General features: G+C 46.0%; 17 protein-coding genes. 8 read left to right on the top strand and 9 right to left on the bottom strand.

Annotated features, from left to right (window positions below):
* The 6 genes from VJL_RS12625 to VJL_RS12600 all read right to left on the bottom strand — a co-directional run.
* Positions 1-427: DUF3299 domain-containing protein (locus VJL_RS12625; protein WP_038878343.1), on the bottom strand; the 427-nt coding region annotated here is incomplete at its 3' end.
* Between the two features lie 5 nt (positions 428-432).
* Complete coding sequence (locus tag VJL_RS12620) at positions 433-1,692, bottom strand: ABC transporter permease (protein WP_038866072.1); 1,260 nt, start codon at positions 1,690-1,692, stop codon at positions 433-435.
* The gene (locus tag VJL_RS12615; RefSeq protein ID WP_038878341.1) at positions 1,689-2,417 is read right to left on the bottom strand and encodes an ABC transporter ATP-binding protein; all 729 of its coding nucleotides are present in this window, start codon (positions 2,415-2,417) and stop codon (positions 1,689-1,691) included. Before VJL_RS12615 ends, VJL_RS12620 begins: the two co-directional genes overlap by 4 nt.
* Positions 2,418-2,469: 52 nt before the next feature.
* Positions 2,470-3,138, bottom strand: coding sequence for a zinc uptake protein ZrgA (gene zrgA, locus VJL_RS12610; protein WP_038866076.1), 669 nt, complete (start codon positions 3,136-3,138; stop codon positions 2,470-2,472).
* 94 nt (positions 3,139-3,232) lie between these two features.
* Positions 3,233-3,535 (bottom strand): DUF2607 family protein, encoded by a 303-nt coding sequence (locus tag VJL_RS27890; protein WP_080774269.1) that lies wholly within the window; start codon positions 3,533-3,535, stop codon positions 3,233-3,235.
* 164 nt (positions 3,536-3,699) lie between these two features.
* Positions 3,700-4,251, bottom strand: coding sequence for a YtfJ family protein (locus VJL_RS12600; protein ID WP_038866079.1), 552 nt, complete (start codon positions 4,249-4,251; stop codon positions 3,700-3,702).
* A 214-nt stretch (positions 4,252-4,465) separates the two neighbouring features.
* Between VJL_RS12600 and VJL_RS12595 the strand changes: the two genes are divergently transcribed.
* Positions 4,466-4,666, top strand: a complete 201-nt coding sequence (locus VJL_RS12595) for a DUF1107 domain-containing protein (protein WP_038866081.1) — start codon at positions 4,466-4,468, stop codon at positions 4,664-4,666.
* A gap of 49 nt (positions 4,667-4,715) precedes the next feature.
* Here the strand turns inward: VJL_RS12595 and msrA are convergent, their stop codons facing one another.
* Positions 4,716-5,354: a peptide-methionine (S)-S-oxide reductase MsrA gene (gene msrA, locus VJL_RS12590; protein ID WP_038878338.1), complete on the bottom strand. Its 639-nt coding sequence runs from the start codon at positions 5,352-5,354 to the stop codon at positions 4,716-4,718.
* 166 nt (positions 5,355-5,520) lie between these two features.
* Between msrA and tamA the strand changes: the two genes are divergently transcribed.
* The 5 genes from tamA (at position 5,521) to VJL_RS12565 (ending at position 12,300) form a co-directional block, all read left to right on the top strand.
* On the top strand, positions 5,521-7,233 hold the full coding sequence (gene tamA / locus VJL_RS12585; RefSeq protein ID WP_038878336.1) for an autotransporter assembly complex protein TamA: 1,713 nt from the start codon (positions 5,521-5,523) through the stop codon (positions 7,231-7,233).
* Positions 7,230-11,141: an autotransporter assembly complex protein TamB gene (gene tamB / locus VJL_RS12580; protein ID WP_038878333.1), complete on the top strand. Its 3,912-nt coding sequence runs from the start codon at positions 7,230-7,232 to the stop codon at positions 11,139-11,141. The genes tamA and tamB overlap by 4 nt, the downstream gene beginning before the upstream one ends.
* A gap of 32 nt (positions 11,142-11,173) precedes the next feature.
* Positions 11,174-11,521: a gamma-glutamylcyclotransferase family protein gene (locus tag VJL_RS12575; protein WP_038866089.1), complete on the top strand. Its 348-nt coding sequence runs from the start codon at positions 11,174-11,176 to the stop codon at positions 11,519-11,521.
* Between the two features lie 64 nt (positions 11,522-11,585).
* Positions 11,586-11,924, top strand: coding sequence for a DUF2799 domain-containing protein (locus VJL_RS12570; RefSeq protein WP_038866091.1), 339 nt, complete (start codon positions 11,586-11,588; stop codon positions 11,922-11,924).
* A gap of 16 nt (positions 11,925-11,940) precedes the next feature.
* Positions 11,941-12,300: a DUF2799 domain-containing protein gene (locus VJL_RS12565; RefSeq protein WP_038878330.1), complete on the top strand. Its 360-nt coding sequence runs from the start codon at positions 11,941-11,943 to the stop codon at positions 12,298-12,300.
* A gap of 63 nt (positions 12,301-12,363) precedes the next feature.
* On the opposite strand, the gene ppa is transcribed toward VJL_RS12565, so the two are convergent.
* Both ppa and fbp read right to left on the bottom strand, forming a co-directional pair.
* A complete protein-coding gene (gene ppa / locus VJL_RS12560) occupies positions 12,364-12,894 on the bottom strand; it encodes an inorganic diphosphatase (protein ID WP_038866096.1) in 531 nt (176 codons plus the stop codon).
* Between the two features lie 117 nt (positions 12,895-13,011).
* Entirely contained in the window at positions 13,012-14,028 is a 1,017-nt protein-coding gene (fbp, locus tag VJL_RS12555) for a class 1 fructose-bisphosphatase (RefSeq protein ID WP_038866098.1), read from the bottom strand.
* 313 nt (positions 14,029-14,341) lie between these two features.
* On the opposite strand from fbp, the gene mpl reads away from it, so the two are divergent.
* Together mpl and VJL_RS12545 are read left to right on the top strand one after the other, a co-directional pair.
* Complete coding sequence (mpl, locus tag VJL_RS12550) at positions 14,342-15,700, top strand: UDP-N-acetylmuramate:L-alanyl-gamma-D-glutamyl-meso-diaminopimelate ligase (RefSeq protein WP_038878328.1); 1,359 nt, start codon at positions 14,342-14,344, stop codon at positions 15,698-15,700.
* A complete protein-coding gene (locus VJL_RS12545) occupies positions 15,700-16,338 on the top strand; it encodes a flavin prenyltransferase UbiX (RefSeq protein ID WP_038878326.1) in 639 nt (212 codons plus the stop codon). The genes mpl and VJL_RS12545 overlap by 1 nt, the downstream gene beginning before the upstream one ends.
* Positions 16,339-16,539 lie beyond the last annotated feature (201 nt).

Genomic DNA, 16,539 nt, shown 5'->3' with positions numbered 1-16,539 from the left:
TGATGGTCTCAGTCTTCAATTTGCCCACCACATAAATCACATCCCACAACTCTTGTACTGGCGCTCCCTTAGGAAACTTCACATAGATGATTTGGTTCGGTGGCGGTGGCGGCACGTGAATACAAGCACCAAAATAAGGCACTAACAAAAACTCCGTGACGGTATTTGCATCGCCTTCTAATGGGATGACAAAACCAGGAATCTTGACTGTGCTTCCGTTCAATTCAGGACGAACGTTACCGACCTTAGATTGCATTGCTGCACCACCGCTGTGGTCTGTGGCTGGCATTCCCATACTATCGAACATCTTGCGTTCGGCTTCTGGGACGAGATCTATCCAATCAAGCTTTAATGGTTCGTCACTGGCCATCACAGGCGCGGTAAACGAAATCATCAGCAAACAGCTAGCGAGTATTTTTTTCCACATTTTTACTAAATCCTTATTGTCATTCCATCACTTAGCGATTGTCGGTAAGCGCGAAATGCCGGGATGAAGCCAATCACAATGCCTGCACATTGTACAAAGCCAAGCAACATCCATTCATACGGCGACAGTGCCGTTAGTGTTAGGTGTATACCATAACTTTGTTGGATTATTGGTTGCAAGAGGGCAAGCATGGAATAAAGACCCACTAATCCCGTCACAATACCTGCGAAGGTCAATAAGCTGGCTTCACTTATCAGTAATGAGAATACGTGTTTTGGTCTTGCCCCCATGGCTCGCAGGATCGCCATTTCACGACGACGCTCTTGCAGACTGGTCAATAGGCTGCTTAGCATGCCTAATAACCCTGCCACAACCACAAAGCCTGATACAGCCATGAGTGCTTGCTCGGCAACGGACATCATGCCCCATAATTCATGCAAAGCGACGCCTGGCATGATGGCACTGAGAGGTTCTTTCGGATAGGTGTTGATCTGCCTCTGTAGGGCAAAGGTTTGAATTCGTGATTTTAACCCAACCAACATGGCAGTGATTTGTTTAGGTTGGAAGTCGCGTGATTTTAGCTCATTAGCACTTGGGGTCGGACCTAAACGGGCACCGCTTTCCCAACCTACGTGAATCGCTTCGATCGCCTCTAAAGAAACGTGTACGGTTTTATCGACAGGAGTGCCAGTAGGAGCAAGAATGCCAACCACCTTAAATGGTAAGTTGTCATGCCGGCTAAAACCAACGTCACTGATGCCGTGTGCAATGATGATTTCGCTACCGATTTTATATCCAAGCTGTTTTGCGACATCAGAGCCGAGCACAGTTTCAAACAGGCCATTGAACTCCCTGCCTTCGGACAATTTTAAAGGCTGTTTATTTCCGTATTTATAGTGTTCGAAATAGCTCTGGTTGGTGCCCATTACGCGAAACCCTTTGTGGGAATCTCCGAGTGAGATTGGAATTGCCCAATCGACGGCACTGTGGTTAGCAAACTCTTCGTAGCTTTTCCAATCTATGTTGTTGGTGGCATTGCCGATTCTGAATACTGAGTACAGCAGCAAGTTGACTTGTCCAGAACGGCCCCCGACGATTAAATCGGTACCAGAAATGGTGTTAGCGAAGCTGTCCTTAGCTTGGGTACGAATGCGTTCAACACCCAATAAAAGGACAACTGAAATCGCGACTGTCATGATGGTGAGAATAGCCGTCGCTTTGCGGTTCATCAGGCTTTTCCAAGCGAGCTTTACTACGGCACTCATGATGCGGCTCCTAGGGTTTGCGCTTGATTGATTTCAGGCAAGTTTAGTGTTCTGTGGAAGAGAGATTCCAGAGTTGGATCATGGCTAACAAAAACCAATGTGGCGCTGGCAAGATTGGCTTGTTCCATCAATAACTCAATAAACGCTTTGCGGTTGTCATGGTCCAATGCTGAAGTTGGCTCGTCAGCAATCACCAGTTCAGGTTGGCCGATCAGTGCACGGGCGGCTGCAACGCGCTGTTGCTGGCCAATACTCAGCTCAGAGACAGGCTTATTGTGCAGTGCTTTCGGAAGATGCAAACGTTCTAGCAGTGATGTTGCTTGCTCTTCAAGCGTTGCATTCGAAGCGTTTGGTGCAACGCGATCTCGGCGAATTTTGCTGAATTGGCATGGAATTAGGACGTTTTCGATCACATTCAAGTAAGGCAACAAATTGAATTGTTGGAAGATATAACCAATGTGATCGGCACGAAATTTGTCTCTTTGGCTTGCTCTTAAGCTTGCAAGATCGGTATCAAGTACAGACAGAGAACCCGATGTAAGAGTATTGATTCCAGTAAGTAGGGCAAGCAGAGTCGATTTACCACAGCCGCTAGGGCCTTTGATAAAGACATGCTCACCTTGAGCGATGTGTAAGTGTGGAATATTAATGGTCGCGCTTTCTGAGCCGGGCCAGACAAACTGGGCATTATTCAGCTCAACAACGTTTGACGTGGTTTCAGTCATAATAAATTACCAAGGCAATAGCGTGTGAGCACTCACTCACACGCTATGTGATTTATTTAATTGCGATCTTAGTGTTGTTTTTGCTTAGGCTTGTCGCAGACTGAGTTGTGTCAGTAAATAAGTTGACGCTGATGGATTCTGTTGCTGGGAATTGCTTGAACCAAGTCGTATCAATGCTATTTAGATCGGCGACTGAATCACAGTGGAAACGGTACTCAACGGTGAACTCACCGTGACCGCCGTGCTCGTGATCGTGTCCTTCGTGGTCATGACCTTCGTGATCGTGGTGGTCATCATGAGCATGTTCGTTATGGTCGTGACCCTCATGGCTATCGTGGTCGTGCTTATCATGATCATGTCCTTCGTGGTTACCATGATCGTGGCCTTCATGAGAATCTTGGCCAAGCGTATGCGCGACTTGAACTTCTTCAATCACACACTTCGCTTGCTGGTTAATTGCAAACAGTTTGTTTGTGTCTTTTAGTGCGGCAACCGCTCGTTTTAAGGCTTGCTCTTGCTCTGCATTTTCAGGTGCGTGCTCAAAACCAACCACGTCAGCACCTGGAGAAGTGATTTCAATTAGTAAGTCTTTTCCGTCTTGAGCAATGTTGAATTCTACATGACCATGAACGTGCGCTTCATGTTGACGATATTCTTCTGCGTTAGCAGTAGCTGATAGAGAAAGTCCGATAACAAGAGCTAAAGCGTGTTTAGATGGCATTTTCTTATTCCTAATTTTGTTTAATTTTTTATGTGTTACTTGCTCAAATAGCAAAGTGAATAACAAGGTTTGTTCTTAGTATGAGTAGTGGTTTTTAGAACGCAAAATTAGGTGGTGCACGCGCGGTATACGTGACGTCCTCTAAATGAGAGGTGATTTCGGCTACATCTACGTGAGCGAGTCTAGAGAAGGTGGGCGCACTGAGTTCTGGCTGAGCCTTCGCAAGCCCTTGATGCGCTCCGGCAAACATTTGGCAATGATGTTCACTGTGGTGTTCGGGAATGAGGTCGAGTTGATGAGCAATAGTGGCAAAGTTCCAAGCGATCAACAACGCAACACTGAACAATACAACAGTGCGATGCCAATGATGTGTAATTGCTTGCCAACGACAGTGCATCTTAAAGCCCGAAACGATACCTAGTGTTATAATATAACACCCATTTTTATGAAAAGTTCACTCTTTTGTTCGTATAGAGCAAATTATCTATGCAGGAATAAGAACTTACGCAGAAAGAAAGGAATGACGCTCCCCGCTTGAGAGTAACAAGGAGCGAGTGAGTATTAGATGCTTTGTTTAATTAGGCCAAGTACTTGGTTGATTTCATCTGCTGTCAATGCGCCTTCTTTGATAAACAGGATCTTACCTTGCTTATCTTGCACTACGATTGCCGAGCTTTCTTCTTGTAGTGCCCAAGTGCTAGCCACAACACCGTTCTCATCTAAAACCATTGATGACCATGGGAATTCTTTTTTACTGTCTTGTGCTGATGATTTCACAAAAGAGCCAGTTCCCCAGATTGAGTCGTCTTGGTTGATGATGGTTGTAGTTTGGTAGGCATCTTCCGGGAACTTAGCGTCAGTTAGCGCTGTCATCAACGGCGCGTTCATTTCTTTCGAGCTGCTGCGTCCTGCAATGGCATGAATCACTCGTACTTTTCCTAGCATTTGTTGTGTCGCCCAAGGCTGGTACGCCACACCTTCACCTTGCAGTACGATTTCGCCGTACGCGTCTACTTTTGCTGCTGGAACTGCTTCACCCATTGAAAGGTTGTGAGCAAGCGCAAGACCAGGTGCAAGAGCGAAGAAAATAGGAAGGAGAGTCTTAGTTTTCATATTGTTATGATCCGTATGGGTTGTGAGACTTACCAAGTATATACTTACGATGCATAAAAATGTAGAACCGTTTATAACAATTATTTAACGTACAGAGTTAAGTAATGTTGCGTTTAGGTTGGAATTTGGTACAATGAACCTCGTCGCAAATAGCGCATAAAGATTGCCAAGGAAAGAGCAATCATGTTTTTCTCAAAAGGATATTGAGGTGGTTATGCTTCGTGAGTTTGCTGTTTACCGTCCACGTCAGGTGGCGCGTTTCGTTAAGACTTTATTCAAAGGTCAGTTCTCAATTGCTGGAGTTGGTCAGTTCCGTTTTGATAACGGTAAAGTGCTACTACCAGACATCAAAAACCCCCAACAATTGTCGGTATTCAAAGAAGTTAACAGGGCCATTTTATCTCTACCTGTTTAATTGTCAGAATTGTAAAAGAGCGACTTTCGTCGCTCTTTTTAGTTTGGGACTAACCTTGAAGGCTTGGTGGGAAGCAGACCCCCGTGCCGCCTAAACCACAGTAACCGTTTGGATTCTTTGCTAGGTATTGCTGGTGGTACGTTTCAGCGAAGTAATAAGGCCCAGCGGCTTGAATTTCTGTGGTGATGGCTGCGCGTTGATCTTCTTGTAATGCTTGTTGGTATTGTGTTTTCGATTTTTCTGCCACTTCTAACTGTTCTTGTGAGTAGGTATAAATCGCGGAACGGTATTGAGTGCCGAGATCATTACCTTGGCGCATGCCTTGAGTTGGATCGTGTTTCTCCCAAAATGCGGCAAGCAGTTGCTCTAGAGAAATTACTCGTTCATCGAAGATGACTCTTACGACTTCTGTATGTCCTGTTTTTCCGCTACACACTTCATCGTATGTTGGATTCTGCGTATAGCCTCCGGCGTAGCCTACAGACGTCGACATCACACCTTCAAGTTGCCAGAAAAAACGTTCTGCTCCCCAAAAACATCCCATACCGAATAATATTTGTTGTTGGTGAGCTTGCGGTGATGCCGTTAAGCTTGATTGATTAACAAAATGGGTGTCATCAATCTGCATTGATGCCTCTCTACCTGGCAGTGCATCTTCTATACTGATCATTGTCTGTTTGTTGAGCATAGTATTCGTCCTTCAATACGTGTCTTAATTTTGCGAACTTTAATATTCAGTCTGAATCTGATGGTGTAATGACATAGACCGCGGTAAACCTATTAATATTACAGACTTAGCCTTTATTTGGCGTTATTATTGTTTACGTTTATTTAACCTCATCCAGCTAAAAAGCATGATAAAAAAAGCTATCCCAATTATTGCTAGCCTACTTGTTTTTTCTCATAGCGCTTATGCCGATGTATCCCTGACTGTAAAAGGGATCGATGGTGCGCTAGAAGACAATGTGAACGCTTACCTATCATCGATACCAGAAGATGATTATTCGACGTCTTTACGCTTTCAGGCGCGATTAAGTCAAAGTATCACCGAAGCGATGAATGCGCTTGGCTATTATCATGCGAAAATTTCATACTCTATTACGAAAGATAATGATGAATTGATCGTCAACGTTACACCGGGCGAGCCTGTAAGGGTAAAGGTTATGGATGTGGTGATCTCCGGTGAAGCAGAAAAAGATGAAGAGTTTACTAACCTCATCAACAAATCACGATTGAAAGAGGGCCGTATCCTTAATCAAGGGGAATACGATAGCCTCAAATCCAGCATTCGTAACTTAGCTTTGCAGCGTGGCTACTTTAATGGTGATTTTACGCTGAGTAAGTTGGAAGTGGTTCCAGAGTTGAATGAAGCCAATGTTCGCCTGCACTATGACAGTGGTATCCGATATCACTTTGGTACAGTGGAAATCTTGGGGAGTCAGATCTGGGAAGACCGCGTGGACTCTTTGCGCCCATTTAAAACCGGTGAACCCTACTTAGTGTCTGAAGTGGGTGAGTACAACCAAAACCTGTCGAATACCGATTGGTTCTCCTCCGTGTTTGTTGAACCAGACCTCAGTAAACTTGATGATGGTCGAGATCTACCGATTAAAGTCTCGTTAGCTCCCGCAGCAAAAAACCAACTCGAAACTGGTATTGGTTACTCTACCGATACCGGTGTGCGTGGTACGTTAAAGTGGAAAAAACCATGGGTAAGTGCGCGTGGTCACAGCTTTGATACGGCGCTATCTCTTTCTAAGCCTGAGCAGACGATTACCGCAGGCTACAAAATCCCTCTCGATGATGTACTGCATGAGTATTACCAATTGCAGTTTGGTTTGAAGCACCTCGATAACCGCGATACAGAGAGTTTGGAATCGAATCTTGCGGTAGAACGCCACTGGATCACCGATGGTGGTTGGCATAAGACGTTATACGTTCGTCACTTGTACGAAAACTTTTCACAAGGTTTGCAAGAAGACGGAGTGCAATTCGTTCTGCCTGGTGCTTCTTTCTCACGGACTCGAACTCGCGGTGGCAATATGCCAATGTGGGGAGACAAACAAAGTGTCACCGTTGAATACGGTGATCCCGCTTTGTTGTCTGAAACTCGCGTTCTTCGTTTGTTAGGTCGGACGTCGTGGATTCGTGGCATTGGTCAGAATCATCGTGGTTTATTCCGCTTAGAAGGTGGTGCCAACATCACCGAAGAATTTGAAAAACTATCACCATCGCTGCGTTTCTTTGCTGGTGGTGACAACAACATTCGTGGTTATGGATACGAATCTATCTCGCCAACAGATGCCAGTGGAGCATTGACTGGTGCGAAATACATGGTGACCAGTACCCTAGAGTATCAGTATCGCGTTTATGGCAACTGGTGGGGTGCAGCCTTTTATGACATCGGTGATGCGTTCAATGACACTCCAGTGTGGAAATCGGGTGCAGGTGTTGGCATTCGCTGGGCATCCCCTGTTGGACCCGTGAGTTTTGACTTTGCTTGGGGCTTAGACGCTGAGCCTAAACCAGAATTTCGTATCCACTTCTCATTGGGGCCTGAACTATGATGAAAACAACGCTTAAGTGGACGAAGTGGTTCTCGATCAGTCTGCTGAGTTTGGTGCTCTTGCTGGTAATTTTCATCGGTACAATCTTGTTCACCCATCCCGGTTTAAAGCTGGCTTTGTGGGGAGCAGAAAAGGCACTACCACAACTGAAGGTCGAAGAGATCAAAGGATCTTTGTTCCCTCGCTTTGCTTTGCACAACGTCAGCTTTGTCGATGAATCGTTGAATATCGACGCAAAGGTTGAACGCCTTACCCTTGCGATAAATTTCCGTTGTTTCTTCGATCCAAAAGTGTGCGTGGATGAACTTGCACTCCAAGGTGTGAACTTCCAAATGCCGGAGTTGCCGCCGAGTGAGGAACCAGTAGAAGAAACGCCGCCACTGCGCTCAATTAGCACACCAGTACCTATTTTCGTAAATAAAGTTAGCCTGAATAACATCAACTTGAATATTTTGGGTAACAAGATTGATTGGCAAGATTTTTCTACAGCGCTGTCGATGCAAGGCGACCGTTTGGTAATTGCTCCCACGGCATTGAAGGTGATCAATGTGGCATTGGCGTCAACAGACGAAACGCCAAAAGAAGATCAATCATCGACAACGGCACAAGCGACAGCTGTTGATGAATCGAGCAGCGCTGCGAGTAATCAGGACGATGCTGCGAAGACATCAAAGCAGGCTGTGAAACAAAAAGAAAAACTAAAAAATCAAGATGTTGCGGTAAAAAAAGAAGCGGAAAACAAAGCGGCGAAAGCTGAGTCTGAACCTAAGGGCATTGTTCTGCCTGAAGTGTGGATCCCCCTAACGATAGAAGCGCAGCGACTGGATATTCACGATTTCAAATTGGCTGGTGACACTCCGGTTATTGTTCATCACTTAGGGCTCGAAGCCAAAGCTGGTGGCGATAAAGTTGAGGTAAAAACGTTAGAACTCGACATGCCTGAAGTGGAAGGCAAGTTGAGTACGCAAGTGACGTTATCTGGCGACTATCCAATTCAAGCACAAATTGACGCGCTCGTTAAACAAGCTGATGTGAAAGGTCAGAAACTGTCTTTATCAGCTTCAGGGTCTGTCGGTGATTTGTCCTTGCAGGCAACGCTGTCTGATTTGGTTAAAGCGAAGATTGAAGGGCAAATCCAACCACTGAAAACGGAGCTGCCATTTGATATCAAGCTGAACAATGTTGAGGCGCAATGGCCATTGAGTGGTAAGAGTGACTACCAAGTTTCGGTGCCTAGCTTAGCGGCTAAAGGTTCACTAGAGGGCTACACCGTTGCATTAGAAACCAAAGCATCTGGTAAGGATATTCCTGCGTTAGATGTTGCTTTGAATGGTAAAGGCACTTTAGAACAGATTGACCTAGACAGTATTGTGGTGAAAACCTTAGGCGGTGAACTGGCTGGTAAAGTGATGGCGAATTGGGCTACACCTATCAACTGGCAAGCGAACTTGAACCTGAAGCACATTCAACCGGGTTTGCAGTGGCAAGAAGCGGAAGGGGACATCAGCGGTAGTTTATCTACTTCAGGCTCTTTAACGGAGCAAGGCGGTTGGCAAGTGAGCCTTCCTAAGCTTGATATTGACGGTATTTTGCGTGGTTATCCGCTGAATATAGAAGGTCAATTAGAGGCGTCTGACAAGAATGGTAAGGGTGAAGATATCCAGCTAAATACTCAAGGTTTAGCGTTATCGCATGGTCCTAACCAACTGCATGCCAAAGGTAAAATTGACAAGCAAATCTTGATGGATGTTGAGGTGAATTTCCCTGACTTTTCGAAAAGTGTGCCCGATCTTAGCGGCAAGATGAATGGTACGGTTGCGCTACGTGGCAGTTTGAAGCAACCAGACATCAACCTGGATCTTGCGCTGAACCAACTCGATTGGCAACAGCAAGCAAAGGTTGAAACTATTACTTTGAAAGGTGATGTGACTCCTCTACCTGCGCCAAAAGCGGACGTGAGCTTAATTGCCAAAAACATTACCTATGACGACATCAAAATTGATAGTGCAGATCTTGAAGTCACTGGTGACGAAAAGCTGCACCAACTGACATTGGATGTGGTGTCTGACATTGTTTCAAGTAGTTTAGAAATCGAAGGTACTTTTAAGCAAAAGCCCGAGATGATCTGGGATGGAGCGCTGCGCCGTTTAACGTTGAGTACACCACAAGGTCCATGGGCTCTGCAAAAATCGACGGCAGTTAAAATCAACATTGATAAACAGATCGCCGATGTCCAAGCACACTGTTGGTTACAGTCTGATTCAAGCGTATGTCTGAGTGAAGACATTAGTGTCGGCAAGAGCGGCGAGGCGAAGTTAGCCATTACTAACTTTGACTTCGACCAAATCAAACAATTCTTACCTGCAGAAACCAAGCTAAATGGTTCAGTGAACGCGAATGCGTTTGCGAAATGGGCACCAGACATGAAACCGGAAGTCACGGTGAATGTCGATATGCCAAAAGGTCAGGTAGAGCAAACGCTAGAGCAACCAGTGAAAGTCGGTTGGGAAAGTGTGAGTTTTAAAGCCAAATTGGCGCAAGATAAGCTTGATGCTGAGTGGTTACTTGATGTCACGGATAACGGGGATTTGTCTGGTAAGGTCGCTCTGAATGATGTGTCGTCCGAGAAGCCTACGATTAACGGTAAAGTGTCGCTATCGACGTTCCACTTGGACTTCTTGGCGCCACTTATCGGTGAGTACAGCTTGTTCAAGGCGAACATGAACACGGATCTCGCTTTATCTGGTGATGTGATGCATCCGAAGGTGAATGGCCAGTTTTTGATTGACCAAATGAAGCTGCAAGGTGAAGTAACACCAATTGACATCGACTCAGGACAAGTTGCGATTAACTTCAAAGGGCATCAAGCAGACTTAAATGCGGGCATCATCACGCCGGATGGCAAGCTGGAGATCAATGGTGACGCGGATTGGCGTGATTTAGTAAATTGGCACACGAAGGCTCGCGTATTTGCGAAAGAGTTGAAAGTGGATATGCCGCCAATGGTAAGAATCAAAGTCGAGCCAGACATGACCATTGATGTGACCCCTAAGCTCGCTAAGGTTGAAGGTAACATCAATCTCCCATGGGGACGTATTTTGATTGATGAGTTGCCGCCAAGTGCCGTTGGTGTGTCGAGCGATACCGTTATATTAAATAAAGACATGCAGCCGGTAGATGGTGATGAGGCATTACCATTTAACGTAGAGACAGATATCAACATCAAAATTGGAGATGATTTCCAGTTGTCAGCATTTGGTTTGAAGGGCGATTTGCAAGGTAACCTAAACGTTACTCAGAAAGATAAAGGGCCATTCATCGTTGGTGAGGTGAACATCATTGATGGTTCATACCGTTCATTTGGTCAGGATTTGGTGATCGAAGAAGGTAAGATCATGATGAACGGTCCTGCGGATCAGCCTTATGTTTCTATCAAAGCGATTCGTAACCCAGATAACACGCAAGATGACGTGACGGCCGGTGTGCGTGTGACTGGCCCGGCAAGTGACCCTACGGTAGAAATTTTCTCCGACCCTGCGATGCCGCAAGCGAACGCGCTGTCTTACTTATTACGTGGTCAAGATATTGATGCTGAGTCTGGCGGTAATGCGATGACAACAACACTGATTGGTTTGAGTTTAGCGAAGAGCGGTAAAGTCGTCGGTGAGATTGGCGAAGCCTTTGGCGTACAAGATTTGCAGTTGGATACCGCAGGCTCTGGTGATGATTCTCAAGTGACGGTAAGTGGTTACATACTTCCTGGCCTACAAGTTAAATACGGTGTAGGTATCTTTACCTCATTAGGTGAGTTCACCGTGCGATACCGATTGATGAAAGATTTGTACTTAGAAGCGGTTTCTGGCGTGGATAGTGCTGTTGATTTGCTGTACCAATTTGAATTCGACTAAGCTTAGCTTTTTATCGTAACTAAGGAAGGGTTATGCAGCATTTGATTTTTGTGTATGGCACTTTGCGCAAAGGAGAGGGAAACCATCACTTTTTGAATAGCGCCGAGTTTTTAGGTCACCATGAGACCGAGGCTCAATTCGCACTGTATGATTTAGGGCGATACCCTGCTTTATCGGTAGGACAGAAGGCGATACTGGGTGAAGTTTATCTGATTGATAATGAAACGCTGGTGGAGCTCGATAAACTTGAGGATGTACCTGTAGAGTATCGCAGAGAAAGCATCATCACGCCGTTTGGCCAAGCTTGGATCTATTTGTACCAAGATACCGAGCAATTGACTGAAGAGATTGCATCTGGTGATTGGTGTCAACGAGTGTGAACTATAATTAGAGCAGTAACGTATGCATTGACGATATATACAACAAAGACTTGGGAGGTCTGCGATGAAATATCTATCACCAATGATACTGCTGCTTTTAGTGGGGTGCTCAAGCACGACACCACCGAGTAGCAACGACAGTATGGAATGGAAGCAATATGGCATGCAGCAAGCTGAAGCCGGGGACACCAAACTGTCAATGCAAGAGTTCAACAATGGCGACGAACTCTACGTGGCATACAGCAATGGTTATGAAGCGGGGCGCTCAAACTACTGCGCACAAGATGCATTCTCGTTGGGAGAAAGCAGGCGCTACTATCGCGGGATATGTGATGATGTTGATGATCGCTTCCGCCGAGAATATGAATTAGGGCGAACTGCAAAGGGCAGTAAACGCTACTAGATTTTAAGGGGTGAACATGAGGTTATTTGCTATCGGTGCAGCGCTAGTCTTGCTCAGTGCTTGTGCGCAAACATCACTACCAACATCTGCCAACGTCACAGATTGGCAGGCTTTTGGTAAGCAATCTGCCCTTGATGGTCTAATCGAGCTATCGGAAGAGCGAATCGCCAAACTTGATGAAACGAATCGTGCTACACCCGAATTGGTTATGGCTTATCAATCCGGCTATCAGGAAGGTAAAAAAGAGTACTGCGAACAGAGTGCTTACATGCTAGGTGTGAGAGATATGCCGTACTTCGGTATTTGCGATGACATTGACCCATTCTTCCAACAAAACTATGAATCGGGCAGACACTCAACCGCAGGCGAGTACTGATCAAAGTCATAAAACTACAAAGAGCTGCTAACGTGCAGCTCTTTCACTTTTAAGCGTTCGCAGTTATTTGTTTTGCGCGCGTTCGTAAGATTCTAGGATTTCTGCTTTTGCTGCGGCCACATCTGCCCAGCCATCAACTTTCACCCACTTACCAGCTTCCAGCTCTTTATAGCGCTCAAAGAATTGTGTTATTTGTGCCTTCAATAGTTCCGGGATGTCACCGACATCTTGAATGCCCTCGTACTCCTTTGAGATTTTAGAGTGCGGGACAGCGAAGACTTTTGCGTCTTCACCTGACTCATCCGTCATCTTCAATACGCCAACTGGGCGACAACGAATCACAGAACCTGGCATCAGTGGGTAAGGAGTCGGAACCAGTACGTCTACTGGGTCGCCGTCTAGAGAAAGGGTGTCGTTCACGTAACCATAGTTGCAAGGGTAAAACATAGGTGCAGACATGAAACGATCAACGAATACAGCACCAGTGTCTTTATCTACTTCGTATTTGATTGGATCGGCGTTAGCAGGGATTTCGATCACGACATAGATATCGTCAGGCAATGATTTACCCGCTGGTACGTTGTTTAAGCTCATTTGAATAGTCCTTTTCAGTGAGGATGAGTCAGGCTCATCTTACGATTGATTCGTTACTCACTTTAGCGACAAAAACGCGGCAGGTAAACACCCGCCGCGTTGGACAAAGGTCTGAAATTATTCTTCGTCGCGATGCAGTTCAAGGAACGCTTCGACTTTGTTCACCATGTTTTTAGAACCGACAAAGAAAGGCACGCGTTGATGCAATTCTGTTGGTTTCAAATCCATGATGCGATTAACGCCGTCAGACGCTAAACCACCTGCTTGCTCAATCAAGAATGCCATTGGGTTGCACTCGTACAACAAGCGAAGTTTACCTTGAGGGTGGCTTTGCGTGCTTGGATACAAGTAGATGCCGCCTTTCAGCAAGTTGCGGTGGAAATCGGCAACCAGCGAACCGATGTAGCGAGAGGTGTATGGGCGACCATCTTCAGGTTCGTTTTCTTGGCAGTACTTAATGTACTTCTTAACGCCTTGTGGGAAGCGGATGTAGTTGCCTTCGTTGATCGAGTAAATCTTGCCATCTTCAGGGATCATCATGTTTTCATGAGAAAGACAGAAGCTGCCTATCGATGGGTCATAAGTGAAGCCGTTTACGCCATTACCTGTGGTGTAAACCAGCATGGTGGATGAACCGTAAATTACGTATCCAGCTGCCACTTGCTTGTGGCCTGGTTGTAGAAAGTCTTCTTCTGTTGGTGGGGTTCCAATAGGAGAAACTCGACGGTAAATAGAGAAGATGGTCCCGACTGATACGTTCACATCAATGTTTGATGAGCCATCGAGTGGGTCCATAAGTACAACGTACTTTGCGTTTTGATTGAGTTCTTTATTGAACGCAACCGCTTCATCTTCTTCTTCACTTGCAACGCCACATACTTGGTCGCGAGCTTCGAGGGCCGCTTTGAATTTATCATTCGCATACAGATCAAGTTTTTGTTGGTCTTCGCCCTGTACGTTTTCCGTACCTACAGCGCCAGTGATGTCACCAAGACCGGCCGCGTTGATTTCGCGGTTAACAATTTTTGCAGCTAAGCGAATAGAAGCTAAGAGAGATGAAAGATCACCGCTAGCGTGGGGGAAATCCGCTTGTTTCTCAACAATGAATTCGCCTAGGGTGCGCAGTCCTGACATGGTTTATCCTTACATTTTCATTTCGTTGGGGGTGTCGCGCAATAGAGGCATCTCTTTATGGATGTTAAACGATTGCGCTAGATGTAAGTTTATGACGCAGATCTTATTAATGGTAATGAAGTAACCGACTGAGATCGCAAATTATTTGTCTTATTGCATAAGAAGGGAATCTCTTGGTTAATGCTTGGTCAGTCAGTGCTAAGCCCTGTCAGATTTGTGAAAGAGACTGCACGAACAGGGCGAAAGGCACTCGCTTTTCTGGTAGTTATCACGATAATGAAAGGATTAAAGAACGCATTACAAGGTTAAGTTTATGCACATTCATATCTTGGGTATCTGCGGCACGTTTATGGGCGGTGCAGCAGTTTTGGCTCGTCAGTTAGGTCATAAAGTAACGGGTTCAGATGCCAATGTTTATCCACCAATGAGCACCCTGTTAGAGTCGCAAGGTATTGAAATAATTGAAGGCTTTGACCCTTCTCAGCTTGACCCTCAACCCGATCTTGTGGTGATTGGTAACGCGATGAGCCGTGGTAACCCATGTGTTGAGCATGTATTGAACACTAACATGCGTTATACCTCTGGCCCGCAATGGTTACAGGAGTTTTTACTCCACGATCGCTGGGTACTTGCGGTTTCAGGTACTCACGGCAAAACCACCACTTCAAGCATGCTGGCTTGGATTTTAGAAGACTGCGGTTACCAGCCTGGTTTCCTCGTTGGCGGCGTATTAGGTAACTTCGGAGTGTCGGCTCGCTTGGGTGAAAGCATGTTTTTTGTCGTAGAAGCCGACGAATATGACAGTGCTTTTTTCGATAAGCGATCTAAGTTTGTTCACTACCATCCACGTACACTGATCATGAACAACCTTGAGTTTGATCATGCGGACATCTTCGACGATCTAGAGGCGATTAAACGTCAATTCCACCACTTAGTGCGCACTGTTCCGGGCAACGGCTTGATCCTAGCACCTAAGCAAGAACAGTCGCTGCAAGACGTGATCGAGCGCGGTTGTTGGACTGAAAAGCAGTTCTCAGGTGTCGACGGTGATTGGCAAGCGCACAAATTGGTTATCGATGGCTCTAAATTTGAAGTTTCATTGCAAGGTGAGAAAGTTGGCGTCGTGGATTGGGATCTTGTCGGTGACCACAACGTGGATAACGCTTTGATGGCGATTGCTGCTGCTCGCCATGTGGGTGTTACACCAGAACTTGCATGTCAGGCTCTCGGTCGTTTTATTAACACCAAACGTCGCTTAGAACTCAAAGGCGAAGAGCAGGGCATCACAGTTTACGATGATTTTGCTCATCATCCAACGGCGATTGAACTGACATTGGGCGGTTTACGTAACAAGGTTGGCGAAAAACGTATTCTTGCCGTTTTGGAGCCACGCTCTGCGACGATGAAACGCGGTGTTCATAAGAATACTTTGGCGGCTTCTCTGCACAGTGCTGATGAGGTGTTCCTCTTCCAACCAGACAACATTGATTGGTCGGTACAAGAGATTGCAGACCAGTGTAAACAACCTGCTTTTGTGGGTGCAGAGATGGACAGCTTTGTCGCAAAAATCGTAGAGCAAGCGCAGCCAGGTGACCAAATCCTCGTAATGAGTAACGGTGGTTTTGGTGGTATCCACGGCAAGCTTCTAGAACAACTGAAACAAAAAGCTTAATGACATTTATGCAACAAAAAGTAACCCCTAAAAAAGCCATCACATTAGCATTAACGGGCGCCTCTGGTGCCCCTTATGGTCTTCGCCTTCTTGAATGCCTAGTTGCTGCGGATTACCACGTTTACGTGTTGATCTCTTCGGCTGCTCGTGTCGTGATGGCGACCGAGCATGACCTGAAACTACCAAGTGGCCCTGAAGCGGCGCAAAAGGCGTTAGTTGAGCATCTCAACTGCAATCCAGATAATATCACCGTTTGTGGCAAAGACGATTGGTTCTCGCCAGTGGCCTCTGGTTCGGCTGCGCCAAAGCAAATGGTGGTGTGTCCATGTTCCGCGGGCAGTGTCGCGGCCATTGCACACGGCATGTCAGATAACTTAATTGAACGTGCTGCAGACGTGGTGATGAAAGAGCGTGGGCAACTGTTACTTGTGGTGCGTGAAACGCCGTTTTCAACACTGCATCTTGAAAACATGCACAAACTTTCGCAAATGGGCGTCACCATTATGCCGGCAGCGCCGGGGTTTTATCATCAACCAAAGAGTATTGAAGACTTGGTGGATTTTATGGTGGCAAGAATTCTCGATCACCTTGGTATTGATCAAGGCTTGGTGCCACGCTGGGGTTATGACCAACGTTGATTGTGTAATCAATAAAAGATCTTTACAATCCATCCAACTCATCGGGGAGCAAACCCATCAGGTATTGACCTTGTCAATGCCAAGGAGCGCTGAGACCTAATTGTTTAACATTGTTGAGCAGGCAGGGACCCGTATTACCTGAACCAGATAATGCTGGCGTAGGAATTGAGTCTGGATATTGGAAGTCCTAAATACCGCCTC

It is taken from the genome of Vibrio jasicida CAIM 1864 = LMG 25398 (assembly GCF_000400365.1).
GTDB classification, from domain to species: Bacteria; Pseudomonadota; Gammaproteobacteria; order Enterobacterales; family Vibrionaceae; genus Vibrio; species Vibrio jasicida.
The sequence above is the reverse complement of the archived record's forward strand: the minus strand, read 5'-3'. Positions and strand labels throughout refer to the sequence as shown.